Origin of the sequence: Phytohabitans houttuyneae, assembly GCF_011764425.1 — a bacterium.
Lineage (GTDB): Bacteria > Actinomycetota > Actinomycetes > Mycobacteriales > Micromonosporaceae > Phytohabitans > Phytohabitans houttuyneae.
This window is the reverse complement of the sequence record NZ_BLPF01000001.1, coordinates 4,121,571-4,145,610: the sequence shown is the minus strand read 5'-3', so window position 1 is coordinate 4,145,610 and position 24,040 is coordinate 4,121,571. Positions and strand designations below refer to the sequence as shown.

The following is a 24,040-nucleotide window of genomic DNA, read 5'->3' as shown; positions in this document are numbered from 1 at the left end:
CCACGCTCAACTCTGGGGAGCCAGCTTGAACGCCGAACGTTTGACCACCAAGAGCCGCGAGGTGATCACCGGCGCGGTCGCCATCGCCAACCAGCGGGGGCACGCCACCGTCGAGCCGTGGCACCTGCTGCTCTCCCTGCTCGACACCGGCGGGTCCACCGCTGGCGGTCTGCTGCGTGCGGTCGGTGCCAACCCGGCCGACATCCGCCGGGCCGCCGCGCGTGCGGTCGAGACGCTGCCGAGCGCGCGGGGATCGAGCATCGCCGAGCCCAGCCTCTCCCGTGAGTTCGTAAACGCCATCGGGGCTGCCGAGCAGATCGCCCGCCCTCTCGGCGATGAGTACACGTCGACCGAGCACCTGCTCGCCGGCCTCGCCCGGGTGGGCGGCGCGGTCGCCGAAACCCTCAAGGCCGCCGGCGCGACCGAGGAGAGCCTGGTCGCGGCGTTTCCAAGCGTGCGCGGCGGCGACCGGCGGGTCACCACCGCGGATCCCGAGCAGACCTACCAGGCGCTGGAGAAGTACGGCGTCGACCTCACCACGCGCGCCCGCGACGGCAAGGTCGACCCGGTCATCGGCCGTGACTCCGAGATCCGCCGCGTGATCCAGGTGCTCTCCCGCCGTACCAAGAACAACCCGGTGCTGATCGGCGAGCCCGGCGTCGGCAAGACCGCGATCGTCGAGGGCCTCGCCCAGCGGATCGTGGCCGGCGACGTGCCCGAGTCACTGCGCGACAAGCGGCTGATCTCGCTCGACCTGGGCGCCATGGTCGCCGGCGCGCAGTACCGCGGCCAGTTCGAGGAGCGCCTCAAGTCCGTCCTCGAAGAGATCAAGAATTCGGACGGCCACGTCATCACGTTCATCGACGAGCTGCACACGGTCGTCGGGGCCGGCAAGGGCGAGGGCTCGATGGACGCCGGCAACATGCTCAAGCCGATGCTCGCCCGCGGTGAGCTCCGGATGGTCGGCGCGACCACGCTCGACGAGTACCGGGAGAACATCGAGAAGGACCCGGCGCTGGAGCGGCGCTTCCAGCCGGTGTTCGTCGGCGAGCCGACGATCGAGGACACGATCGGCATCCTGCGCGGCCTCAAGGAGCGGTACGAGGTGCACCACGGCGTGCGGATCACCGACGCAGCTCTGGTGGCCGCCGCGTCGCTCTCCGACCGGTACATCACCGACCGCTTCCTGCCCGACAAGGCGATCGACCTTGTCGACGAGTCCGCGTCCCGGCTCCGCATGGAGATCGACTCACGGCCGGTCGAGGTCGACGAGATCGAGCGGGCCGTGCGCCGGCTGGAGATCGAGGAGATGGCGCTCGCCAAGGAGCCCGACGAGGCCTCGGCCCTTCGGCTGGAGCGGCTGCGGCGCGAGCTGGCCGACAAGCGCGAGCAGCTCACCGCACTTTCCGAGCGGTGGCGCCTGGAAAAGGAGCACATCACCAAGATCTCCACGGCCAAGGAGGAGCTGGAGCGGCTCGGCGGCGAGGCCGACCGGGCGGAGCGCGACAGCGAGCTGGAGCGGGCGGCCGAGCTGCGGTACGGCCGGATTCCCCAGCTCCAGGCCGAGCTGGCCAGGGCCGAGGCGGAGCTGGCCGTGCTGCAGGCCGACGGGGCGATGCTCAAGGAGGAGGTCGGCGCCGACGACATCGCCGCGGTGGTCGCCTCCTGGACCGGCATCCCGGCCGGCCGCCTCATGGAGGGCGAGACCGCCAAGCTGCTGCGCATGGAGGATTCGCTGGCCTCCCGCGTGATCGGGCAGGCCGAGGCGGTCGGCGCGGTCTCCGACGCCGTGCGCCGTGCCCGCGCGGGCGTCGCCGACCCGGACCGCCCCACCGGCTCGTTCCTCTTCCTCGGCCCCACCGGCGTGGGCAAGACCGAGCTCGCCAAGGCGCTCGCCGAGTTCCTCTTCGACGACGAGCGGGCCATGGTGCGCATCGACATGAGCGAGTACGGGGAGAAGCACTCCGTGGCCCGGCTCGTCGGCGCCCCGCCCGGTTACATCGGGTACGAGGAGGGTGGCCAGCTGACCGAGTCGGTGCGCCGCCGGCCGTACTCGGTGGTGCTGCTGGACGAGGTGGAAAAGGCCCACCCCGACGTCTTCGACGTGCTGCTGCAGGTGCTCGACGACGGGCGGCTCACCGACGGCCAGGGTCGCACCGTCGACTTCCGCAACGCGATCCTCGTGCTCACCTCCAACCTGGGCTCGTCGGTGATCGCCGACCCGACCCTGTCGGAGGACGAGCGGCGCGAGGCGGTACTGGCCGTGGTGCGCTCGCACTTCAAGCCCGAGTTCCTCAACCGGCTCGACGACATCGTGGTCTTCCACTCGCTGACCGGGCAGGAGCTGACGTCCATCGTGGACATCCAGCTCAACCGCCTGCGCAAGCGGCTGGCCGACCGGCGCCTCGGCGTCGAGGTCTCGGATGCGGCTCGCACGTGGCTGGCCGAACACGGGTACGACCCGATCTACGGTGCTCGCCCGCTGCGCCGGCTGGTGCAGTCGGCGATCGGCGACCGGCTCGCCAAGGCCCTGCTGGCCGGTGAGATCCGGGACGGCGACACCGTGCGCGTGGATATCGCGGACACCAAGGACGGACTGTCGGTTTTCCCAGCGCGTGCCGGGTCGTGATCGCGAAGTTGGCTTAGGCCCAGGTCAGACCGGGTAAGAATCGGGTATGGCCGGAGAAATCGCCGCTGCGGTACGGGAACTGGCGAGCGCGGAGGTCGTCGCGTTCAACGGTGTGGGACTTGCCGCGCGGATCCTCCCGGTCACCGAGGCGTACCGCACGATCGTGGCCGAGCTGCCGGAGGGGGCGGAGGATCTCCGTCCCCACCTGGCGTGGCTGCTGGCCAACGGCTCGCCGGCCGGCAAGGCGTACGCGGCCACGCTCCTGGCCACCTTCGACCCCGAGGCGGCCCGCGCGGCGTGGGGCTCGCTCAGCCACGAGACGGCGGAGTTCACCACCTTCCACGGCTGCATCATGGACCGCACGACGCTGGGGAAGTACGCCACCGGCCAGCTGACCGTGGCTTGAGCCGAGCAGCCACAGTGGACCGAGGGGGCCACCGTTTGCGCCGGTCAACTGGCAGGGTATGCATACGTCCTGAGTTTGATCTAGGGAAGGAGCGTCGTGGCTGATCCCACGAGCCCGGGAGCGCCCAGGCGCCCGGGGACCGTCACCATCTCCAGCTACCTGCTCTACCTGTACGCCGCGCTCGGCCTGCTCGGTGTGATCATCGGGCTCTCGGTGATCGGCACCACGTCCGACGTGTACCGCGAGGCGTACGAAGGCACCTCGGCCGAGGGCGCCGAGGCGTTCGTGACCGTCACCTCGGTGATCGTGGGCGTCATCGGCCTGCTTTTCGCCATCGCGTTCGTCGTTCTGGCGATCTTCAATAACCGCGGCAAGAATCCGTCCCGCATCGTCACCTGGGTGCTGGGCGGCATCTCGCTGTGCTGCTCCGGCGTCTCGCTCGCCGGCTCCGCGTTCAGCAACTCGATGAACTTCGACTCCGGGCAGAACGACGTGCCCGACGCGAGTGAGATCCAGCGGCGGCTCGAGGACGCGCTGCCGAGCTGGTACACGCCGGTCACGATCACGCTCGCCGTGATCAGCCTGCTCGCGCTCCTGGCGGCGCTGATCCTGCTGGCGCTCCCGCCGTCCAACGAGTTCTTCCGCAAGCCGGCCCCGGCCTGGGAGCCGCCCGTACCGGGCGCGACCTACCCGGCCTACCCCGGCTACCCGCAGGTCCCGCAAGCCCCTGGGGCGCCGGCTCAGGGCGCACCGCCGGCACCTGGCACGCAGGTCCCGCCGCCCGCGCCGCCCACACCGTCCGTACCGCCCTCGTCCGACCCCACACCGCCGCCGGCCGCCCCACCAGCGGCGAGTGCGCCGGAGGCGCCGGTCGAGGACAAGCGGGACAACCCGAATTCACCCCCAGTCAGTGATCAAGCCGGCAGTCCTGTAGTTCTAACTGCATGACCGACGTCTCGATCACCGAGCCGGCCCGGCCACGGCCGGCGACCGTCACCACCGCCGCGGCGATCATGATCTTCATGGGAGTCGCCGGGCTGGTGAACGCGGTCGTCGGCCTGGCCACCATCGGAGGCGTCGTCGACGACTTCCGCGACGCGGCACAGGCCACGGGCGCCAGCCAGTCCGACATCGACGGGCTCGCCGGGCTCGCCTGGGGCACGGTGATCACCGGCGCGGTGCTCTCGGTCGTCTTCGCGGTCCTGTTGATCGGGCTCGGCGTGGGCAACCTCCAGGGTCGTGGCGGCGCCCGCATCGCCACCTGGATCGTCAGCGGCCTGGGCCTCTTCTGCGGCTGCTGCGGCCTTCTCGCCGTGGTCAGCCAGAGCGCACTGTCCTGGAACGTATCGACCGACGACCAGATCCAGGACCTCACCCAGGCGCTCACCGACTCGTACCCGGGCTGGTGGATCGGCCTCAGCGGCGTGGTTTCCGTGGGACAGGCGTTGGGCTACCTTTTAGTAGCTCTGCTGCTGGCGCTGCCAGCCTCGCACCCGTACTTCCGGCGCCCGGCGGAGCCGCAGGCGCCGGTGCCACCCACCACGCCCCCAGCCATCCCCACCATCCCGCCCCCGCTTCCCGAGGTGAGGAACTCCGATTGGCAGCCTCCCGGACGGCCCTGATCACGGGCGCCAGCAGCGGCTTCGGTGCGGCGTTCGCCCGCCGGCTCGCGGCTGAGGGGTACGACCTCGTGCTCGTCGCGCGTGGCGAGCAGCGGCTGAGCGAGCTGGCCGCTGAGCTGTCCGATCGGTACGGGGTGACGGTCACGCCGCTCGGCGCCGACCTGTCCACCGACGAAGGCTGCGCGGTGGTGGAGAAGCGGCTCGCCGAGGGCGTCGACATGCTGGTCAACAATGCGGGCTTCAGCCTCAACCGGTCGTTCGTAAAGTCCACCGTGGAGGCTGAGAGCCGGCTTCTGCGGGTCAACGTGCACGCGGTCATGCGCCTCGCCCTCGCCGCCCTCCCAGGGATGATCGAGCGTGGCCGGGGTGACGTGATAAATGTCTCCTCCGTCGCCGGCTTCGGGGCGGTGATGCCCGGTTCGACGTACTCGGCCAGCAAGGCGTGGGTCACCAACTTCAGTGAATCTGTCGCTCAATCCGTGCGGCGCCAAGGCGTTCGCGTGATGGCACTTTGTCCCGGTTACACGCACACGGAGTTTCACGACCGGGCCGGCATCGACATGTCCAAAACTCCAGAGTGGATGTGGCTCCAGGTCGACAGGGTCGTCGAGGACGGCCTGCGCGACCTGCGGCGGGGCAAGGTCGTGAGCGTTCCCGACTGGAAGTACAAGGTCGCCGTCTTCGGGATGCGGCACCTGCCCCGCGGTTTGCTGCAGGCCGTCGCACGCGACACGCGCGGGCGTACAGGTCGCGACGAACAGTAATTGGGGATGTGACCGGGTCGACGGTACGAACCGGGCATTCGGCAAGTACCCTTGTGCGCCATGGGGGACCATGACGACCTGCGTAAATCCATCACTGAACTGGCCATTGTCCGGGGCCGGGTCGTGCTGTCCTCGGGTCGTGAAGCCGACTGGTATGTCGATCTACGCCGCGTAACGTTGCACCATGCGGCCGCTCCGCTCGTTGGTCGGGTAATGCTCGACCTCACCGCGGACTGGGAGTTCGACGCGGTCGGCGGCTTGACCTTGGGCGCGGATCCGATCGCGGCGGCGATGCTGCACGCGGCCGCCGCGGCAGGTCGGCAGCTCGACGCGTTCGTGGTGCGCAAGGCGGAGAAGACGCACGGGCTGCAGCGTCGAATCGAAGGTCCCGATGTGGCGGGCCGCCGGGTGGTGGCGGTGGAGGACACCTCGACGACGGGCAGCAGCGTGCTGACCGCGGTCGAGGCGCTCAAACAGGCCGGAGCCGTGGTTGTGGGTGTAGCGGTTATCGTTGATCGAGGTGCGGGTGAGGCGGTTCGGGACGTGGGACTCCCGTATCGCGCTGCCTACACGTTGGGCGACCTCGGCCTTTAGGTCTAACAAGTTTGTCGATTCGGACCTGCTGATATGCAGGCGGATCGATGGTGTAGGTGGAAGGATGGAGTACGTGGGAACTGCGTTGGCTGAAACGACCATGCCTCAGATCTCGCCGCTTGGCGGCGAGCCGATCGAGCGCGCTGATGCCGAGCGCCTCGCTGGGGTCCTGAAAGCACTTGCCGATCCGGCCCGGCTGCGGCTCTTGAGCCTCATCCAGTCGGCCCCGGAAGGCGAAGCGTGCGTCTGTGACCTCACCGCACCGCTCGGCCTCTCGCAGCCGACGGTAAGCCACCACCTGCGAATCCTCACCGAAGCCGGCTTGCTGGAGCGGGAGAAGCGCGGTGTGTGGGCTTACTACCGGCTGGTGCCTACCGCGATCGCAACGATCGCCGACCTGTTGACTCCGCCTCGTAAGCGCGCCACCAAGAAGGCTCGCTGAGTTAGCGCGGGGATCGCCCGGCGTCACTGGGTGCACCACCATTCTCAGTGACACCGGGCGATTTCCTCACGCCTCAGGTATGGCATCTGGTGCGATTTGCGCCTATCACAGGCGGTAGTCGCCGGTATTTGATCAAACCTGAGAGTGCCGGCCGGCAGCAGGCGACGTCTGCTCCGGGTCCTCGGCGGCGATGGCGGCCGCCCGGCGGCGGGCACGCCGCTCCCGGATGATCTCGATGAAGATCGGCAAGACCGAGATCAGCACGATGAGGGCCACCACCGGCAGGATGTAGCGGTCGATGTGGTCACCGACCGCGTCATAGATGCTGTCCGCAAGGAAGTAACCGCCGAGGATGATCCCGTCGGTCCAGATGACGCCGCCCACGACGTTCCACAAGAAGAAGGTCTTGGCGGGCATGCCGAGCACGCCCGCCACCGGGTTGAGGAACGTGCGGACGATCGGGATGAAGCGGGCCAGCACCACGGCCTTCGCCGGGCCGAACTTCTCGAAGTAGTACTCGGCCTTCTCCACGTACTCCCGCTTGAAGAACCGGGAGTCGGGCCGCTCGAACATCCTGCGGCCGTAGCGGGCGCCGAGGAAATGGCCAAGCTGCGCACCCGCGATCGCGCATATCGGCGCACCGATCACGAGGCCGATCAGCGAGAGCCTGGTGCCGTCGCCGAACATCGCGTCGGCGACCGGCGAAGCGGCCACGCCGGCGAGGAAGAGCAGCGAGTCACCGGGGAGAAAGAAGCCGAGCAGTAGTCCGGTCTCGGCGAACAGGATCACCCAGACGCCCACCAGACCGAACGTCTGAAGGAGCTCCTTGGGATCAAGCGGGTTGACGGCGAGCTGCTCGGTGAGCGCGCGGGTCTTCTCGGCTGTGTCCACGGGCACATAGGCTACCGGTGCCCGACCAGGCGAAGCTGTGTGGTTGCTGAAGGCGGACCGGCCCTACCGGTAGTCGTCGTCCAGCCCGACCACACGGGCCTGCTCCAGCGCGTCCCAATCGTCCACCTCAAGGCCTCGGCGCACCTCCGCGTCGGTGTCGGCGGGGTCGACCACGCGGGCCTGCTCTACCGCGTCTTCTGCCGGTGCCTCCGGGTCGCGCTCATCCGGTGCCAGGCTTGCTTCGGGTGCGAAGTCTTCGTCGGGGTCGGCCATGGTGGCCTCCTTCTGCTTCTTTCCCGGTTACGACGGCGTCTTGCTGGTACCGCGGGCAGGGTGCCCGCTGATCAAGGTGGGGAAACCGGCCTCCGGTCCGGTGCTGCGGTGTCAGGATGGAACGGTGGGTTTTCTGGTCCGATGGGCGATCAACGCGGTAGCGCTGTGGATCACCACGCTCGTGGTGCCCGGCATCGACGTGACCGGCAGTTCCTCCGGTCGCAACGCACTGACGCTGATCGTCGTCGCGCTCATATTTGGCCTGGTAAACGCCATTCTCAAGCCGATTATCCACGTCGTCGGGTGCCTGTTCTACATCCTGACGCTGGGGCTCTTCGCGCTCGTGGTCAACGCCCTGCTCTTCCTGCTGACCGACTGGCTCTCGAGCCAGCTCGACCTGCCGTTCCAGATCGACGGCTTCTGGCCGGCGTTCTGGGGCGCGATCGTGATGGCCGTGGTCAGCTGGCTGATCAGCCTCGTCATCCCGGACCGGTGGGAGGGCAAGGAAGCCTGACTCCCGGCGCTCCGAACCACCCCGGGCCGGTGAGGTGGCGGCCGGTGACCTGCGCGATACTTCCGGCTGGAGGACAGCGCGGTCCGGCGCACACAAGCCCGAATACTAGGAGCGTTTGACATGCCTATCGCTTCCCCTGAGGTCTACTCCGAGATGCTCGACCGCGCCAAGGCCGGCGCGTTCGCGTACCCCGCGATCAACGTGACTTCGTCGCAGACGCTGAACGCGGCGCTGCGTGGCTTTGCGGAGGCGGAGAGCGACGGCATCGTCCAGGTTTCCACCGGCGGCGCCGAGTACCTCTCGGGCCCGACGGTCAAGGACATGGTCACCGGGTCGGTGGCGTTCGCGGCGTACGCGGCGGAGGTGGCCAAGAACTACCCGGTCAACATCGCCCTGCACACCGACCACTGCCCCAAGAACAAGCTGGACGGCTTCGTCCGCCCGCTGCTGGCGATCTCCAAGGAGCGGGTCGCGCGCGGTGAGGCGCCGCTCTTCCAGTCACACATGTGGGACGGCTCGGCGGTGCCGCTGGACGAAAACCTCCAGATCGCCGAGGAGCTGCTGGCCGAGGCGGCCGCCGCCCACGTGGTCCTGGAGATCGAGGTCGGCGTCGTCGGCGGCGAAGAGGACGGCATCGTCGGCGCGATCGACGAAAAGCTCTACACCACGGTTGAGGACGGCCTCGCCACCGTCGCCGCGCTGGGCCTCGGCGAAAAGGGTCGCTACATCGCCGCGCTGACCTTCGGCAACGTGCACGGTGTGTACAAGCCGGGCAACGTCAAGCTGCGTCCGGAGATCCTCAAGGAGATCCAGGACGCGCTCGGCGCCAAGTACGGCAAGGAGAAGCCGCTCGACCTGGTCTTCCACGGCGGCTCGGGCTCGCTGCTGTCGGAGATTCGCTCCGCGCTCGACTACGGCGTGGTGAAGATGAACATCGACACCGACACGCAGTACGCGTTCACCCGTCCGGTGGCCGGGCACATGTTCAGCAAGTACGACGGTGTGCTCAAGGTGGACGGCGAGGTCGGCGACAAGAAGTCGTACGACCCGCGCACCTGGGGCAAGGCCGCCGAGGAGGGCATGGCCAAGCGCGTGGTCGAGGCCTGCGAGCACCTTCGCTCGACGGGTACCTCGATCACCAAGTAACCACGCTCCCCAACCAGACGTCCGCGGCCGGTCCCCGTTCGGGGGCCGGCCGCGCGCCGTTCCGTGGTCATGGGCGGCTTTTCGGTACTATCGTCCGATCTGAATGCCCTCTGGAGGTCGGTCGTGCTCGGCATCGAAGGGTACGAACCGCAGTGGTGTCACAGCGGTAAGACGCTGGCCGCGGTCCACCGTCCCCGCTTCTCCCGCATCATCGGGCGGACGCTGGAAGACGCCTGGCTGATGTGGGACCTGGAGCGCCGCCAGTGGTTTGCCGACGGGCCGGTGATCCTCGGCTTCGGCGACGTGAACGTCGAGGTCACCCACCGCAAGTTCGACGAGTGCGGCATCACCTGGGGTCAGGTGGACATGTCCATGCCGCTCGACTGGCCCGGCCTCGCCCTCGACTGGCGCCCCGACGCCCACCCGGCGCTGGTGGCCGCCCGCGGCCGACGGCTGCGCGAGGTCAACGTGATCGAGCGGATCATGCCGTCGCACTGGCGGCCGCGGGTCCTGCACGCGGTCGAGTTCCTCTTCGAGGGCTGCCGGGTCGCGATCTACAACGCGCTCGACGAGAACGGGGTCACCGACGAGACCGAGGTCGACCTCCCGGTCGGCTTCTGGTGCCGGGTGCCGATCGCCTGAGTCAGCTCTGGGCGGTCAGGACGCGCACGGCCTCGCGCACGTCGTCGGTCACGTGGATCGTGCCGGACAGGTCGCCCGCGGGGGAGAGCGCCAGCAGCGGCCGCAGCAGCGACTCGATCGGCAGGGTCTGGGTCCAAAAGGCGCGGTCGAGGAAGACGTACGCCCCGCTCGCGCCGTCGGTACCGTAGAAGGTCTTGGTCGCCGCCTGGAAGACCTCCTGCACCGTCCCCGCCCGGCCCGCCGCGAACACGATGCCCCCGCGTGCCAGCCGCAGGATCGTGTCCTCGCGGATGGCGTTGGAGAAGTACTTGGCGATGCGGCCGGCGAAGAGGTTGGCCGGCTCGTGCCCGTACAGCCAGGTGGGGATCGCGAGGCCGCCGCGGCGTGGCCAGTCGACGTCGCCGGCCGGTGTGAAGCGGGCCCGCACCTCCAGCGCGACCGCCGTGTACGGGTCGTGGTCCAGGAAGTCGGGCACGGCACTGAGCTGGTCGATCGCGGCGGTGAGGTCTTCGGCGTCGTAGGTGGCGAGGTAGGCGCCGAGGTTGGCCGCCTCCATCACGCCCGGGCCGCCGCCGGTCACCACGAGCCGGTCGGCGCGGGCCAGCTCCCAGCCGAGCGTGGCCGCCAAGCGGTACGTCGACGAGCCGCGCGGCACGGCGTGACCGCCCATCACGCCGATCACCGAGCCCGGACCGTGGCGGCCCAGCCAGGTGAGCGTGACGTCGGCGAGCGCGTTGTCGATGCCGTGGTCGTGCAGCCGCTGGGCGAGGGCCTCGCGCACCGACGGCAGCGCACCGCCCGCCGCCAGGAACTGCTCGTAGACCACCGTGTCGTACATCCCGGCGAAGCCACCGGTCTCGAAGCCGGCCGCGAGGTCCTCCGGCGTGTAGAGGTGCGCCGGGTGGGTCGGGAACGGCAGGTCGCGGAAGGGCGGCACGACATGCGCCCCGCGCCGCACCACGTCGGCCTCGGCCTCGACGGTGGCGAAGCGGCAGCCGATGAAGAGCGTGCCGGCGACGTCCACCTGTGAGAGGTCGGGCACGGGCTCGGCGTCGAGGTGCAGCCCTTGGACAGTCAGCCCGGCGAGGCTGCCACTGCGCAGGTGCAGGTCGAGCTCGGCGCGCGACTCCACTTCTTCCGGCGTGGTGTCGAACGGCTCAAGGACATCGAGGGACGGCACGTGCCAATCCTGCCCCACCGGTACAAGAGAGAGCCCGGCGGCACAAAGGCCACCGGGCTCCCGTTACCGGGTCCTGGGGAGGCTCCGGACCTTCATTTGTAGTCCAGTGTGGGGTCGCGCACACCGGCCGCACGCGTGACGAATCCCTCAGCCTTTCAGGCATGCTGAGCGGCGTTGCGGGTTGAATGTGCCCATGCAGAACCTGTTGCCCGAACCGCCCGCCACGTTGTTGCCCGCCGACGACAAGGCCGCGGCCGCACTGGCCCAGGCGGAGCGGGTCGACACCGACGAGGCGTACGCGGATGTGGCCGCTCACTTCCCGACGTACAGCGCGGCGTGGGCGACGCTCGCGAGCCGGTCACTCGCGGAGGGCAGGTTCGTCGCGGCGTACGCGTACGCCCGCACCGGCTACCACCGCGGCCTCGACCAGCTGCGCCGAAACGGCTGGAAGGGCCACGGCCCGGTGCCGTGGTCGCACGAGCCCAACCGCGGCTTCCTGCGGTCGCTGCACGCGCTCTCCCGGGCGGCCGACGAGATCGGCGAGTCCGACGAGGCGGCACGGTGTGCCCAGTTTCTGCGCGACTGCGACCCGGCCGCGGGAGACGCGCTCTCCAGCGTGTAGCTATCCGGCCGCCTTCGACTCCAGGTAGCGCTGCTCGGGCACGCTGAGCGTGCGCTTGGCTGCCAGCCGGTACTGCTCGCGTGCCGCCTCCCGCTCGCCGGCGAGGTCCAGCAGGTGTGCGCGGACGGCGTGTGTCCGATGGTGTCCCGCCAGTGCCGGGTCGGCTTCGGCACGGTCGAGCTGGGCCAGGCCGGTCGCCGGCCCGTACACCATCGCCACCGCGACGATCCGGTTGAGGGTGACCATGGGTCCGGGCGCGAGCCGGTCCAGCAGGTCATACAGGCCGAGGATCTGAGCCCAGTCGGTGTCCTCAGTGCGCTCGGCTTCGTCGTGCACCGCGGCGATCGCGGCTTGCAGCTGGTACGGCCCGACCTCGGTGGTCGTCAGCGCCGCGCTGACCAGCCCGACGCCCTCGCAGATGGCCGCCCGGTCCCAGCGGGTGCGGTCCTGCTCGGCGAGCGGCACGAGGCTGCCGTCCGGGCGGGCGCGGGCCGGACGGCGGGCGTCGGTGAGCAGCATGAGCGCGAGCAGGCCGGCCAACTCGCCGTCGCCCGGCAGGCGGGCGTGAAGCTGGCGGGTCAGCCGGATCGCCTCGGTCGTCAGCTCCACGCGGTGCAGGGCCGGGCCGGAGCTGGCGGTGTACCCCTCGTTGAAGATCAGGTAGAGCACCCGCAGCACCGCCGCGGTCCGTGCCGGCCGCTCGGCCGGCGGTGGCATTCGAAACTCGGCGCCGCTCGCCTTGATCCGCTGCTTCGCTCGGCTGATCCGCTGGCCGATCGTGGCCTCCGGCACCAGGAACGCGCGGGCGATCTCGGCCGTTGTGAGGCCGCCGACGGCGCGGAGCGTGAGCGCCACCTGCGAGGCCGCCGTGAGCGCCGGGTGGCAGCACAGAAACAGCAGCGTGAGCGTGTCGTCGACGTCCGGAGGCGGTGGCGCCCCGGCCGGCTCGAGGAGCACCACCGTCTCCTCGCGCCGCTGCCGGGCCGTCTCGTTGCGCCAAAGCTCGGTGCGGCGGCGCGAGGCCACGGTGATCAGCCAGCCCCGCGGTTTGGCCGGCACGCCCTCGACGGGCCACTGGGTGGCGGCCGCGAGCAGCGCCTCCTGCACGGCGTCTTCGCAGGTCTCGAAGCCGCCGTGGTGCCGCACGAGCGCGGCGAGCACCTGCGGCGCGTGTTCGCGCAGCAGTGACTCGACCTCGTTCACATGTCGGGCCCGTTCATGGCGAGGACGGGGCGCACCTCGACCAGGCCGAGGGCACTCTCCGGGACCATCGCACCGATCTCCATCGCCCGCTCGTAGCTCTCGCAGTCGACCAGGTAGAAGCCGGCGAGCTGCTCCTTCGCCTCCGGAAAGGGGCCGTCGGTGGCGAGCGACTGCCCTTCGGCCGCCGGCACCCGCCGGCCCTGCGACGGGTCGGCAAGCGCCTCGGAGATGACCATTTCCCCGGAGGCGATCAGGTTCTCGTTCAGCTCGGCGTACGCCCGCCACCCCTCGGCGCGCTCCGCGTCGGAGAAGCTCTCCCAGATCGCGCGCGACTTCGGGTTGTGCCAGATCATGATCAAGTACTTCATCGGGGTACCTCCGGGTCTCGATGCCCTTCCTACCCCATAGGTCGAGGCCGGAGGCCGGATCTCGACACCGGCTACAACCCTTCCGCGACGGCGGCGGCCACCTTCAGCCAGGCGTCGAGCGTGGCGTTGGAGAGCTGGCTGTATGGCATCGGCTCACCGGTGTCGATCACGCGGTCGTACGGGGCCAGCAGGACCGCGCGGGTGCGCGCCTCGAAGTGCCGCTGGATCGGGGCGAGGTCGATGTCCTTGGCGCGGGGCGGCATTGAGATGATCGTGACCGCCTGCCGCACCAGCCGGGTGCGCCCGGACTGCTCGAGGTGGTCGAGCATGCGGGCGGCGGGCTCGGCGGAGTCGTTGCGGGCCGACATCGTGACCACGAGCTGGTCGGTGGCGTCGATCGCGGCCTGCCAGTTCTGCGCGCGCACGTTGTTGCCGGTGTCCACAAAGATCAACTTGTAGAACCGGCTCACCACCTCGCGGATCTCCCCGAACGCGTGCGCCGTCAGCATCTCGCCCGCCGTCGCCGACTCGTCCGACGCCAGCACCTCGAACATGCCCTCGCCCTGCGACCGCACGTACTGCGAAAGGTCGCCCACACGTCCCCGCGCGCCCTGGAAGCTGGAGAGGTCGCGGAGCATGTCCCGCACGGTGCGGCTGTGAAAGTCCTGCTGCGCCCGCATGCCGAGCGTGCCCTGGGTCTCGTTGTTGTCCCAGGCCAGCACGTAGCCGCCGCGCTTCTGCCCGAACGTCATCGCCAGCAGCAGCACGGCCACCGTCTTGCCCGCGCCACCCTTGGGGTTGACCACGGTCACCTGGCGCAGGCCGCCGAAGTTGCGCCGCACCTTCTCGACGTCTTGGCGAAACTCCTGCTCGTGGCGGCCGGGCGCCAGCTTGACGAGGCCCAGCGTGGACTTGTTGACCGCCGCCCGCACGCCGGTGCGGGCCACCGGCTCCGGCGGGCGGACCGCACGGCGCCGCGCAAACTCCTCCGCCGTCGGCACCCCCGCCTCCGTCGGGCGATGGGGCTGCTGCTCCTGGTACACCTGCGGCGGCGCCGGGGTGACGCCAGGGTGAGGCTGTGTCGGTACCGTCGCAGGCTCACCCTGGACCGGCGGGAAGCCTGCCTGCCCGCCGTGGCCCGGCCAGCCCAGCACCGGGTACGCGGGCGCGCCAGGCTGCCCCACCGCTGGCGCGGCCTGGGCCGGCGTGGCGTCGCTCGTGCCAGGCTGCGGCTGTCCCGCCCCCGGCGGCACGTGGCCCGGTGGGGTGGCCCACGGCGAACCCGGCGGGTGGTGCAGCGGCGCGGCGCCGGCCCACGGGTCCGCGGGCGGCTGCAGCGCGTGGTTGTTGGTGGGCACCTCAGCGGCCGGCGCCACCCACCCGCCCGGACCGGCGACGTGCGCACCCTGACCGTTGGGCGCCGGCGCGGCGTTCCACGGTGGACCACCGTTGGGCGGTGCGGCGCCGGTCTGGGCCCCATCCCATGCAGGCCCGCCGTCAGCCGGTGCCGGCCCGGCTGGCTGCACCCACGCCGGCGACGCCGAGGCCTGCGGCGCCGCGGTGGGCTGACCATAGGCCGGCGGGGCCGCGGTGGGCTGACCGTAGGCCGGCGGTCCGGACGCGGGTTGGCTGTGCGCGGGCGGTGCGGAGGTGGGCTGGCTGTAGGAGGCCGGTGGTTCCGGCGCGGGCGATCCGCTGGCGGGCTGGCTGTGCGCAGGCGGTGCCGCGGTGGGCTGGCCGTGCGCGTGCGGGTCGGGTCCGGGCGGTCCAAATGCGGGCGGCGCGGACGTGGGTCCGCCGTAGGCAGGCGGCCCTGATGCCGGTGGTGCCGAGGTGGGTTCGGTGTTGGCGGGCGGTCCGGCCGCTGGCGGTGCCGAGGTGGGTTGCGTGTAGCCGGGCGGCCCTGATGCCGGTGGTGCCGAGGTGGGTTCGGTGTAGCCGGGCGGTCCGGCCGCTTGTGGTGCTGAGGCGGGCTGGAGGTATGCCTGCGGGTCTGGTGCGGGGGGTCCCGAGGTCGGCATGCTGCTGGCCTGCGGTCCGGGTGCCGGCGGCGCCGAGGTCGGCTGGCTGAATGCCTGCGGGTCGGGCGCGAGCTGACCATCGCCCGGTGGGCCGTATGCGGGCGGTGCCGAGGTGGGCTGGCCAAATACTGGGGCGGGCGGTGCGGAGGTGGGCTGCCCGTAAGCGTTTGAGCCCGGTGCCGGCGGTGCCGATGTGGGCTGGCCGTAGGCGGGCGGGCTCGACGTGGGCTGGCCGTAGGCAGGTGGCGTTGCGCCGTAGACGGCCGGCGCTGCGGGTGGTGCCGATGCCGGTGGGGCCGTCGGGATCGGCGGGGCGTACTCAGCCGGCGGCGACGAGGTCACCGGCGGGGCCGATGTCGGTGGCAACGCCGGAAACGGGATGCCTCCCGAGTGGTGGCCCGACGAGACCGGGATGCCAGCGGGCGGCGTGGTGGCGATCGGCGGGCCGTTGTGCACGGGGGTGAGTGGCTCGGCGTGCGGTGACGTGCCGGCCAGGTGCCACACGCCGGGCGGGAGGTTGTCCGTGCCGTTGGACCAGCCTTGCGGTCCGGGTGGCGGCGGCCCGAAGCCCGGCCCGGCCTGTGCCGCGGCGTCGGAGGCGGGCGGCGGCGGCGTTTCGTGCTCGGCAGGCTCGCCCTGCGCTGCTGGCCGGCCGTAGACACCCGCCGGGTCGGAAACACCGGGCTGGCCGGGGACCTGCGGCTGGCCGTGAGCCATCGGCGGGCTGTATGCCGGCGCCTGGTCGTGAGTCCCGGCCGAGCCGTAAGCGGGCGGCTCACCGTGTGCCCCGGCCGAGCCGTAGTGCAGCGGCGGACCGTACGCCGGTTGCTGGCCAGGCGGGCCGTAAGGGGCTTGCTGGCCAGGCGGGGCGTAGGGCGCTTGCTGGCCGGGCGGGCCGTAAGGCGGTTGCTGGGCGGGCGGGGCGTAGGGCGGCGGTTGGGCGTTAACGCCGGGCGGGCCGAAGGGTGGCGTAGCTGGGCCGCTGTGGGGGAAGGGCTCGTGGGGAGCGCCGAAAGCGGGCGAGTCGGGCGGTGGGAAGGGCTCGGCTATCGGCTGCGGAGGGGGTGGCGGCGCCGCGGGGGCGGGGTTGAGGTCCTCCTCGGGCACGTAGTCCGCCGTCGGCCAGAGCGGCTTGACGCCGCGGTTGGGGCCGACCGGCACCTGCCGCGACTTCGGCCGTTCCTCGTCCACCGTGCAGCCTCCTCTCCCAACCGGCAGCCTCGCACAGTCGTCAGCGGACGTACACCGCCCAAGCTCCCGGCTCCACCCACCACGACCGCTTGTGGGTCAGGGTGCCGCTCACGCCGTCGTCGGTGTACCCAATCTCGGGCTCGCGGGGCGTGATGGCCACGGCCCGGCCGCGGGCCCGGCGGACCTCGATCCGCATGCGGGGGCGGCGCAGCAGGCGTTGGGCGACCACCGGCACCGCCACCGCGACCTCGACCACGCCGTCGGTCGGGTCCGGGGTCGTGAGCAGTGCCAGTCCGTCGAGCCGCGTGTAGCCGGCACCGTTGCCGACCGCGCACGCCAGTATGGGGTCGGACCCGTCGCTCAGCACGGCGTCGTCAACCTCCACGCGTCCCCGCCACATGCCCTGCTCGCCGCCGACCAGCGCACCGTCGAGCGTGACCGACCCGCCATCGTTGCGCAGCAGGTCAAGGCGGCGCACCTTGTCGCCGAGCACCGCCTTGGCCACCTCGGCCGGGTCGCGCGGCAGGTCGAGCTGGGTGGCGAGGTCGTCGGCGGTCGGGTCGAGCGGGAGCACGCCGATCGCGGGCAGGTCGGGCACGGTGCGGTTGGCGGGCAGGTCGGTAGGGCGCTTGCTGGGCGCCGGGGCGTACCGCCGGACCATGCGCCGCACGACGGCGCGCAACTGCCCGTCGGTGGCCGTGGCGACGACCAGCCGGCGGCCGTCCAGGGTTGCGTCGATGTCGGCATCGGACTCTGCGGTGACCGTCTGTACAGTGGCGCCCGCCGCCGTGAGCGCATCGGCACAGGCGAGCACGGGCACGCGCGGAGCGCCACAACCGCCGCCGAGCGTGAGCAACACCACGTCGTACACCGGCGGTGACCCCCTGCTGATCTCTATGGCCAGCGCTGAGCTGGCCGTAACTTCTTGTTAGCCTGACACCTCGGGCTCGCCACGCGGTCGCCACACTGGCACCCGAGCCCCCAGTAAGGCGGGAAAGAGATGCCAGCGATCGTGCTCATCGGAGCCCAGTGGGGCGACGAGGGCAAGGGCAAGGTTACCGACCTGCTGGGCGAGCGGGTCCACTACGTGGTGCGGTACTCGGGCGGAAACAACGCCGGCCACACGGTGATCACGCCAGACGGCCAGAAGTACGCCCTGCACCTCATGCCATCCGGAGCGCTCTCGCCCAACGCGATGATCGTCATCGGCAACGGCGTGGTGGTCGACCCCAAGGTGCTGATCGGCGAGATCGACGGCCTCGCCGAGCGGGGCGTCGACGTCTCCCGCCTCCGCATCTCCGGCGACGCGCACCTGATCATGCCGCACCACCGCGCGCTCGACCGTGTGGTGGAGCGCTACCTCGGCTCCTCGCGCATCGGCACGACCGGCCGCGGCATCGGCCCGGCGTACGGCGACAAAGTCGCCCGCATGGGCATCCGCCTGCAGGACCTGCTCGACCCCGGCATCCTCCGCAAGAAGCTTGAGCTGGTGCTGCGGGAGAAAAACCAAATCCTCTTCAAGGTGTACAACCGCAAGGCGCTCGACCCCTCCGCGGTGGTGGAGGAGTACCTGGCGTATGCGGAGCGGCTGAGGCCGTACATCGCGGAGACGCGCACGATCCTGTGGGACGCGCTCGACCGGGGCGACACCGTCCTGCTCGAAGGCGCCCAGGCCACGATGCTGGACATGGACCACGGCACGTACCCGTTCGTGACCTCGTCCAACCCGTCGGCCGGCGGCGCGTGCGTCGGCGCAGGCATCCCGCCCACCGCCATCTCGAAGGTGATCGGCGTCAGCAAGGCGTACACGACGCGGGTGGGCTCCGGCCCGTTCCCGACCGAGCTCTTCGACGAAAACGGCGCCCACTTGCGCAAGATCGGCGCTGAGTACGGCACGACGACCGGCCGTGAGCGCCGGTGCGGCTGGTTCGACGCGGTGGTCGCGCGGTACGCCACGCGCCTCAACGGCATCACCGACCTGGTGGTGACCAAGCTCGACGTGCTGACCGGCCTTGAGAAGGTGCCGATCTGCGTCGGCTACGAGATCGACGGCGAACGCGTCGACACGATGCCGATGACGCAGACCGCGTTCCACCACGCCCGGCCGATCTACGAGGAGCACGACGGCTGGTGGGAGGACATCACGAAGGCGCGCGCCTTCAGCGACCTCCCGCCGAACGCCCGCACCTACGTGGAGCGCATCGAGGACCTGGTGGGCACGCGGGTCTCGATCGTCGGGGTTGGCCCCGGCCGCGAGGAAAACGTCGTCCGCCACGACCTCCTCTAGCTCGTCCCTGCGGAGCGCGCGGAGGGCCAGCGGAGGGCGTGTCCGGATTGTCGCTGCTTGAACCATGATCAACGGGCGCTACTAGGATTCCAGCGTGCGCGTTCTTCTCATTGGGGGTGGCGGGCGGGAGCATGCGCTCGCGCTCGGCCTGGTCCAGGATCCCGCCACCGAGCGGCTCGTCGCCGCACCCGGTAACCCCGGGATCGCCGCGGTCGCGGAGCTTCGCGATGTCGAGGCCACCAGCCCCGAGGCGGTGGCCGCGCTCGCCGTCGAGCTCGCGGCCGACCTCGTCGTGGTCGGGCCGGAGGCGCCACTTGTCGCGGGTGTCGCCGATGCGGTGCGGGCCAAGGGGATCGCGTGCTTCGGGCCGTCCGGGGCGGCCGCGCGGCTGGAGGGGTCCAAGGCGTTCGCCAAGGACGTGATGGCGGCGGCGAGCGTGCCGACCGCGCGGGCCTTCAGTTGCACCACGCGCGCGGAGGCCGAGCGGGCCCTCGACGAGTTCGGCACGCCGTACGTGGTGAAGAACGACGGGCTCGCCGCCGGCAAGGGTGTCGTGGTCACCGACGACCGCGACGTCGCGCTGGCCCACGCCGAGGCGTGCGGGCAGGTCGTGATCGAGGAGTACCTCGACGGGCCCGAGGTCTCGCTCTTCGTCGTCACCGACGGCGAGGCGGCCCTGCCGCTCATGCCGGCGCAGGACTTCAAGCGGGTCGGCGACGGCGACGCCGGCCCCAACACCGGCGGCATGGGTGCCTACGCGCCGCTCGACTGGGCCCCCGCCGACCTGGTCGACGAGGTCATGCGAGACGTCGCCCACCCCACGCTCGCGGAGATGCGGCGGCGCGGCACCCCGTTCGCCGGCCTGCTCTACATCGGACTGGCACTCACCAAGGCGGGCCCGCGGGTCATCGAGTTCAACGCGCGCTTCGGCGACCCCGAGACGCAGGTGGTCCTCGCGCTGCTGGAGACGCCACTCGCCGGCCTGCTGCACGCGGCCGCCACCGGCACGCTCGCCGACCACCCGCCGCTGCGGTGGCACCCGGGCGCCGCGGTCACGGTGGTGCTGGCCTCGCATGGCTACCCGGCCTCGGCCCGTTCCGGCGATGTCATCACCGGCGCGGACGGGCCCGGCATCATCCACGCCGGCACCGCACGCCGGGCCACCGACGGCGCCCTCGTCTCCGCGGGCGGCCGGGTCCTTTGTGGTACCGCCATCGGCCCCGACCTGGCCTCCGCCCGCGACGCCGCGTACGCACTCGTCGACGGGGTCACGCTCGCGGGCGCGCACAGGCGCTCGGACATCGCGCTGGCCGCGGTCGAGGGGCGCGTGCGCCTGCCTTAGGCACGAACACGGGATTACCCCAGTGCCACCGGGCTCTTACCGTCTGTGTCATGAAGAACCGGACGGCAATGCTCGTGCTCGCGAGCGCTGTGGTGTTCGCCAGCTCGATCGGTGCGGTCGCTGGCTGCCTCTCCCTGAGCAACGGCGGGGAAAACGGTGGTGGCATCAGTGCCGGCAGCACGCCGTCACCGAGCGCCGACGCCGGCCTCGGCACCCCGGACGCGACTCCCAGCCCCACCGCGACCGCGACCCGCGAGACGCCACGAAACACGGAAACCACCAGGACCACGACAACGGCCACGACCCGGCCGCCGCAGGACAGCGGACCCCGGATCGTGTACTTCCGGATCAAGCAGAGGCCGCAGTGTCCACAGGGGACCAGTGAGTACCCGGTCGAGGGCACGCCGGTCATCGTGGAGTGGAAGGTCACCGGCGCGCACGAGGTCACGATCTCCCTCGACGGGCCGGGGGTCTACGGCACGTACCCGACCGAGGGCTCCGAGACCTTCGCCTTCTCCTGCGGCGGCGCGGACCCGGGCGAGACCGTGAAGCACACGTACCTGCTCAAGACGGTGGGCGGCGGCTCGACGAGGTCGAAGCAGATCTCCGCCACTGCCGAGGCCTACGAGGTCACGCAGGTCTGAGTCACCGAAAGCGCGGCAGTTCGCGCACGACAACCTTTCCGGTGGCGTTGCGCGGCAGGTAGGGCACGAAGTAGACGTCACGCGGTATGCAGTAGCGGGCCCGGTAGCGGCGCACGTACTCGCGTACCGCGTCGGCGTCGAGCGCCTCACCCTGGTGCAGGGCGAGGTAGGCGGCGAGGCGCTGGCCGTACTCGCGGTCGGGGACACCGATCACCGCGACCTCGCGCACCTGTGGCAGGTCGGCCAGGAGATTCTCCACTTCGGACGGAAAGACGTTCTCTCCGCCCGAGATGATCATGTCGTCTTCCCGTCCGACGACGAAGACGAGCCCGTCGTGGTCGACCTGGCCGAGGTCGCCGGTGGCGAACAGGCCGTCGTGCGACTCCTTGCCGGCACCCGAGGTGTACCCCTCGAAGAGCATGTCGTTGCCCACGAAGATCCGTCCCACGTGGCCGGGCGGCATCCGCTCCCCGGCCGGACCGAGGATCGCGAGGCGGGTGCCGTGCGGCGGCCGGCCGGCGGTGTGCGGTGCGGCGCGCAGGTCGCGTGGCGTGGCGATCGAGGCCCAGGAGACCTCGGTCGAGCCGTACAGGTTGTAGAGCACGTCGCCGTAGACGTCCATGAAGCGTGTGGCCAGCCCGCCCGGCAGCGCCGAGCCGCTCACCGCCACGATCCGCAGCGGGTTTGGCCGGGGCGGCGGCACCTCCAACAGCCGCTGCACCATCACCGGCACGGCGAAGAGTCCACGTACCCGATGCTGGGCCGCGAGCGCGACGCAGCCCGCCGGCTCGAAGCGGCGCTGGAGCACGACGGTGGCCCGCAGTGCGAACGAGACCTGCAGCGCCGCGTACCCCCAGGTGTGGAAGAGCGGCGCCGAGATCATGATGCGGTCGCGGGCGTGCAGCGGGATGCGGTGGATGATCGACACGAGCGGGCCGAAGCCGGACGGCGTGCGGCGGCGGGCACCCTTCGGCGTGCCGGTGGTGCCGGACGTGAGCACGATCGTGCGGCCGTCCTGCTCCGGCGGGCGCAGCTCGCCCGGCGGCGCCGTCGCCACGAGCTCGGCCGCCCGCTCTTCGGTGATCCGCTCGACGCCGGGCGGCAGCGCCAGCGCCTTCTCCGCGAACTCGGTGTCGTGGACCAGGATGCGCAGCCGCTGCTCTTCGGCCACCGTGGCCAGCTGTGCCGGGGAGAGGCCGGTGTTGATCAAGACGGGGTCGGCGCCGAGCAGCGTGCCCGCCACCATCGCCTCGACCATGCCGGCGTGGTTGCGGCAGAGCAGGCCGATGCGGTCGCCGGCCCGCACGCCGGTGGTGCCGCGCAACGCCCGGGCCAGCCGCTCGGCGTTGCCCAGCAGCTGGCCGTACGTCACCTCGCCGCGCCGTTCGTCGATGATCGCGACGCGCTCCGGGTCTCTGGCGGCCGCCTGGCGCAGCTCGCCGGAGAGGCTGAAGCCCCACCGGCGCAACGCATTGAGCTGGGCGGCAATCCGTACCGGGGACCCGGGCGTGAGCAGCCCGCGCCGGGTCAGCGTCGCGACGGCGAACGGCGTGATCATCGAATCTGTACTCCGGAGATGGCGCGGGAGATGACGAGGCGCTGGATCTCGGACGTGCCTTCGAAGATCGTGTAGATCTTGGCGTCCCGGTACCACCGCTCGACGGGGTGCTCGCGCAGGTAGCCGGCGCCGCCGAGCAGCTGCACCGCCTTTTCCGTCACGGCAACCGCGACCTCGCCGGCCTTGAGCTTGGACATCGAGCCCTCGCCGGCGTCGAACGTGCGGTTGTTGCGCCCCATCCACGCGGCCCGCCACACCAGCAGCCGAGCCGCGTCGATCTCCATCTTCATGTCGGCGAGCGCGAACGCGACCGCCTGGTTTTCCACGATCGGGCGGCCGAACTGCACGCGGCCGCGCGCGTAGTCGAGCGCGTACTCGTACGCGGCACGGGCCACGCCGATCGCCTGCGCGCCCACGGTCGGGCGGCTCAGCTCGAACGTGCGCATCGCCGCCTGCCGCGCCGACCGCTGCCCGGACCGGGCCCGGTCGAGCCGCTCCAGCAGCGCCTCCCGCCCGCCGAGCAGGCACCGCCCCGGCACCCGCACGTCGTCGAGGAACACGTCCGCGGTGTGTGACGCCCGAAGGCCGAGCTTTTTGAGCTTGCCGGGCGAGGAGAACCCCGCGGTGCCTGGCGGCACGACGAACGCGGCGTGCCCGCGCGACCCGAGCTCCGGGTCGACCACCGCGGTCACCACGTGGATGGCAGCGATGCCCCCGTTGGTGGCGTACGACTTCTGGCCGTTGAGAACCCACTCGTCGGTGGCCTCGTCGTACACCGCGCGGGTGCGGATCGCCCCGACGTCGGAGCCGGCCTCGGGCTCGGTGTTGCAGAACGCGCCCACCGCGGGCTCGTCCACCGTGCCGAAGCACAGCGGCACCCACTCGAACATCTGCTCAGGGGTGCCCGAGCCGTAGATGGAGGCGACGGCGAGCGAGGTGCCGAACAGGGCGAGCCCGATGCCGGCGTCACCCCAGAAGAGCTCCTCGTTGGCGATCGGCAGCGAGAGGCCGGTGGGGTCGGACCAGCAGTTGGCGAGGAACTCGAAGCCGTAGAGCCCGATCTTCGCGGCCTCCTGGATCACCGGCCAGGGCGTCTCCTCGCGGGCGTCCCACTCGGCGGCGGCCGGGCGCACGACCTCCTTCGCGAAGCCGTGCACCCAGTCCCGCAGGTCCCGCTGTTCCTCGTTCAGGTCGAGCGAGAATTCGGACATGTCAGCCCTTGGGGATGTCGAACAGGTTGGCGATGTTGGCGGCCAGGCCCAGGTCGCCCTTGGCCTTCAGCTTGCCGGTCATGAACATCATCACCGGGTTGCCGGCGCCGGACACGACCTTGAGGAACTCGACAGGGCCCATCGTGAGGCTCAGCTTGGGGTCGCGGTCGGCCGACGGCGAGACCGTGCAGGCGCCGTTTTCGATCACAACCTCGTACGTGTCCGTGCCACCGTCCGGGCGACCCGTGATGTTCCAGTGGATGACCGCGTTTGTCGAACCCGCCCGGTCGGGGCGGAAGAGGGTGGGCATGCGCCCGAACACCTCGTCGAGGACCTTTCCACGGGCGTCGCTCGACATCACCTCTTGGATCTTGGAGTCCGGGACGGACTTCACGATCTGCGCGAACTGCTTCGGGTCTACGCTGGAGAAATCGGACAAGTCGAAGTCGGTCATCGTTTCGTTGCCTCCGGATGAGTAGTTACTCGTGCG

Annotated in this window: 24 protein-coding genes; 14 read left to right on the top strand and 10 right to left on the bottom strand. The window is 70.9% G+C overall.

The annotated features are described in order from the left end of the window. The first annotated feature begins 25 nt into the window (after window positions 1–25). The 7 genes from clpB (at window position 26) to Phou_RS19025 (ending at window position 6,457) form a co-directional block, all read left to right on the top strand. The gene (gene clpB, locus Phou_RS19055; protein ID WP_173057264.1) at window positions 26–2,629 is read left to right on the top strand and encodes an ATP-dependent chaperone ClpB; all 2,604 of its coding nucleotides are present in this window, start codon (window positions 26–28) and stop codon (window positions 2,627–2,629) included. A gap of 46 nt (window positions 2,630–2,675) precedes the next feature. Beyond that, window positions 2,676–3,035, top strand: a complete 360-nt coding sequence (locus tag Phou_RS19050) for a hypothetical protein (protein ID WP_173057263.1) — start codon at window positions 2,676–2,678, stop codon at window positions 3,033–3,035. A 96-nt stretch (window positions 3,036–3,131) separates the two neighbouring features. Next, window positions 3,132–3,983 carry a hypothetical protein gene (locus Phou_RS19045; protein ID WP_173057262.1) on the top strand — a complete coding sequence of 284 codons (852 nt, stop codon included), beginning with the start codon at window positions 3,132–3,134 and terminating at the stop codon, window positions 3,981–3,983. Then, a complete protein-coding gene (locus Phou_RS19040; RefSeq protein ID WP_173057261.1) occupies window positions 3,980–4,657 on the top strand; it encodes a hypothetical protein in 678 nt (225 codons plus the stop codon). The genes Phou_RS19045 and Phou_RS19040 overlap by 4 nt, the downstream gene beginning before the upstream one ends. Beyond that, a complete protein-coding gene (locus Phou_RS19035) occupies window positions 4,633–5,421 on the top strand; it encodes an SDR family NAD(P)-dependent oxidoreductase (RefSeq protein WP_173057260.1) in 789 nt (262 codons plus the stop codon). The genes Phou_RS19040 and Phou_RS19035 overlap by 25 nt, the downstream gene beginning before the upstream one ends. A gap of 60 nt (window positions 5,422–5,481) precedes the next feature. After that, entirely contained in the window at window positions 5,482–6,015 is a 534-nt protein-coding gene (pyrE, locus tag Phou_RS19030; protein ID WP_173057259.1) for an orotate phosphoribosyltransferase, read from the top strand. Between the two features lie 64 nt (window positions 6,016–6,079). Then, window positions 6,080–6,457, top strand: coding sequence for an ArsR/SmtB family transcription factor (locus Phou_RS19025; protein WP_173040617.1), 378 nt, complete (start codon window positions 6,080–6,082; stop codon window positions 6,455–6,457). A 132-nt stretch (window positions 6,458–6,589) separates the two neighbouring features. Here the strand turns inward: Phou_RS19025 and Phou_RS19020 are convergent, their stop codons facing one another. Then, complete coding sequence (locus Phou_RS19020) at window positions 6,590–7,354, bottom strand: DedA family protein (protein ID WP_173057258.1); 765 nt, start codon at window positions 7,352–7,354, stop codon at window positions 6,590–6,592. Window positions 7,355–7,411: 57 nt separating this feature from the next. Beyond that, window positions 7,412–7,621 (bottom strand): hypothetical protein, encoded by a 210-nt coding sequence (locus Phou_RS19015; RefSeq protein WP_173057257.1) that lies wholly within the window; start codon window positions 7,619–7,621, stop codon window positions 7,412–7,414. A gap of 124 nt (window positions 7,622–7,745) precedes the next feature. Here Phou_RS19015 and Phou_RS19010 point away from each other — a divergent pair, with 124 nt between their 5' ends. The 3 genes from Phou_RS19010 (at window position 7,746) to Phou_RS19000 (ending at window position 9,923) form a co-directional block, all read left to right on the top strand. Further along, window positions 7,746–8,135 carry a phage holin family protein gene (locus Phou_RS19010; RefSeq protein ID WP_173058563.1) on the top strand — a complete coding sequence of 130 codons (390 nt, stop codon included), beginning with the start codon at window positions 7,746–7,748 and terminating at the stop codon, window positions 8,133–8,135. Between the two features lie 102 nt (window positions 8,136–8,237). Next, window positions 8,238–9,281 (top strand): class II fructose-bisphosphate aldolase, encoded by a 1,044-nt coding sequence (gene fbaA / locus Phou_RS19005; RefSeq protein WP_281365074.1) that lies wholly within the window; start codon window positions 8,238–8,240, stop codon window positions 9,279–9,281. A 123-nt stretch (window positions 9,282–9,404) separates the two neighbouring features. Further along, entirely contained in the window at window positions 9,405–9,923 is a 519-nt protein-coding gene (locus Phou_RS19000; protein ID WP_173057255.1) for a hypothetical protein, read from the top strand. 1 nt (window position 9,924) lies between these two features. Here the strand turns inward: Phou_RS19000 and Phou_RS18995 are convergent, their stop codons facing one another. Beyond that, window positions 9,925–11,103 (bottom strand): LOG family protein, encoded by a 1,179-nt coding sequence (locus Phou_RS18995; protein WP_173057254.1) that lies wholly within the window; start codon window positions 11,101–11,103, stop codon window positions 9,925–9,927. Between the two features lie 193 nt (window positions 11,104–11,296). Here Phou_RS18995 and Phou_RS18990 point away from each other — a divergent pair, with 193 nt between their 5' ends. After that, complete coding sequence (locus Phou_RS18990) at window positions 11,297–11,725, top strand: DUF3151 domain-containing protein (protein ID WP_173057253.1); 429 nt, start codon at window positions 11,297–11,299, stop codon at window positions 11,723–11,725. Here the strand turns inward: Phou_RS18990 and Phou_RS18985 are convergent, their stop codons facing one another. The 4 genes from Phou_RS18985 to Phou_RS18970 form a co-directional block, all read right to left on the bottom strand. Continuing rightward, the gene (locus Phou_RS18985) at window positions 11,726–12,928 is read right to left on the bottom strand and encodes an RNA polymerase sigma factor (RefSeq protein ID WP_173057252.1); all 1,203 of its coding nucleotides are present in this window, start codon (window positions 12,926–12,928) and stop codon (window positions 11,726–11,728) included. Beyond that, window positions 12,925–13,296: a YciI family protein gene (locus tag Phou_RS18980; protein WP_173057251.1), complete on the bottom strand. Its 372-nt coding sequence runs from the start codon at window positions 13,294–13,296 to the stop codon at window positions 12,925–12,927. Before Phou_RS18980 ends, Phou_RS18985 begins: the two co-directional genes overlap by 4 nt. Before the next feature lie 71 nt (window positions 13,297–13,367). Further along, window positions 13,368–15,317, bottom strand: a complete 1,950-nt coding sequence (locus Phou_RS52765) for a MinD/ParA family ATP-binding protein (protein WP_246273805.1) — start codon at window positions 15,315–15,317, stop codon at window positions 13,368–13,370. Between the two features lie 1,231 nt (window positions 15,318–16,548). Further along, entirely contained in the window at window positions 16,549–17,379 is an 831-nt protein-coding gene (locus Phou_RS18970) for a diacylglycerol kinase family protein (protein ID WP_246273615.1), read from the bottom strand. Window positions 17,380–17,508: 129 nt separating this feature from the next. Between Phou_RS18970 and Phou_RS18965 the strand changes: the two genes are divergently transcribed. The 3 genes from Phou_RS18965 (at window position 17,509) to Phou_RS18955 (ending at window position 20,781) form a co-directional block, all read left to right on the top strand. Then, window positions 17,509–18,795 (top strand): adenylosuccinate synthase, encoded by a 1,287-nt coding sequence (locus Phou_RS18965; protein ID WP_173057250.1) that lies wholly within the window; start codon window positions 17,509–17,511, stop codon window positions 18,793–18,795. 94 nt (window positions 18,796–18,889) lie between these two features. Beyond that, entirely contained in the window at window positions 18,890–20,137 is a 1,248-nt protein-coding gene (gene purD / locus Phou_RS18960) for a phosphoribosylamine--glycine ligase (protein ID WP_173057249.1), read from the top strand. Between the two features lie 50 nt (window positions 20,138–20,187). Next, window positions 20,188–20,781, top strand: coding sequence for a hypothetical protein (locus Phou_RS18955; RefSeq protein ID WP_173057248.1), 594 nt, complete (start codon window positions 20,188–20,190; stop codon window positions 20,779–20,781). Between the two features lies 1 nt (window position 20,782). On the opposite strand, the gene Phou_RS18950 is transcribed toward Phou_RS18955, so the two are convergent. The 3 genes from Phou_RS18950 to Phou_RS18940 are packed head-to-tail and all read right to left on the bottom strand — an operon-like array spanning window position 20,783 to window position 24,004. After that, a complete protein-coding gene (locus tag Phou_RS18950; protein ID WP_173057247.1) occupies window positions 20,783–22,339 on the bottom strand; it encodes an AMP-binding protein in 1,557 nt (518 codons plus the stop codon). After that, window positions 22,336–23,550, bottom strand: a complete 1,215-nt coding sequence (locus Phou_RS18945; protein WP_173057246.1) for an acyl-CoA dehydrogenase family protein — start codon at window positions 23,548–23,550, stop codon at window positions 22,336–22,338. Before Phou_RS18945 ends, Phou_RS18950 begins: the two co-directional genes overlap by 4 nt. A 1-nt stretch (window position 23,551) precedes the next feature. Then, on the bottom strand, window positions 23,552–24,004 hold the full coding sequence (locus Phou_RS18940; protein WP_173057245.1) for an SCP2 sterol-binding domain-containing protein: 453 nt from the start codon (window positions 24,002–24,004) through the stop codon (window positions 23,552–23,554). Window positions 24,005–24,040 lie beyond the last annotated feature (36 nt).

Coding starts and splice junctions, on each gene's coding strand:
- pyrE (WP_173057259.1), top strand. CDS start 5,482: ATGGGGGACCATGACGACCTGCGTAAATCCATCACTGAACTGGCCATT.
- Phou_RS19015 (WP_173057257.1), bottom strand. CDS start 7,621: ATGGCCGACCCCGACGAAGACTTCGCACCCGAAGCAAGCCTGGCACCG.
- Phou_RS52765 (WP_246273805.1), bottom strand. CDS start 15,317: ATGCCGACCTCGGGACCCCCCGCACCAGACCCGCAGGCATACCTCCAG.
- Phou_RS18940 (WP_173057245.1), bottom strand. CDS start 24,004: ATGACCGACTTCGACTTGTCCGATTTCTCCAGCGTAGACCCGAAGCAG.
- Phou_RS18950 (WP_173057247.1), bottom strand. CDS start 22,339: ATGATCACGCCGTTCGCCGTCGCGACGCTGACCCGGCGCGGGCTGCTC.
- Phou_RS18990 (WP_173057253.1), top strand. CDS start 11,297: ATGCAGAACCTGTTGCCCGAACCGCCCGCCACGTTGTTGCCCGCCGAC.
- Phou_RS19025 (WP_173040617.1), top strand. CDS start 6,080: ATGGAGTACGTGGGAACTGCGTTGGCTGAAACGACCATGCCTCAGATC.
- Phou_RS18965 (WP_173057250.1), top strand. CDS start 17,509: ATGCCAGCGATCGTGCTCATCGGAGCCCAGTGGGGCGACGAGGGCAAG.
- Phou_RS18955 (WP_173057248.1), top strand. CDS start 20,188: ATGAAGAACCGGACGGCAATGCTCGTGCTCGCGAGCGCTGTGGTGTTC.
- Phou_RS19040 (WP_173057261.1), top strand. CDS start 3,980: ATGACCGACGTCTCGATCACCGAGCCGGCCCGGCCACGGCCGGCGACC.
- Phou_RS18980 (WP_173057251.1), bottom strand. CDS start 13,296: ATGAAGTACTTGATCATGATCTGGCACAACCCGAAGTCGCGCGCGATC.
- Phou_RS19050 (WP_173057263.1), top strand. CDS start 2,676: ATGGCCGGAGAAATCGCCGCTGCGGTACGGGAACTGGCGAGCGCGGAG.
- Phou_RS18945 (WP_173057246.1), bottom strand. CDS start 23,550: ATGTCCGAATTCTCGCTCGACCTGAACGAGGAACAGCGGGACCTGCGG.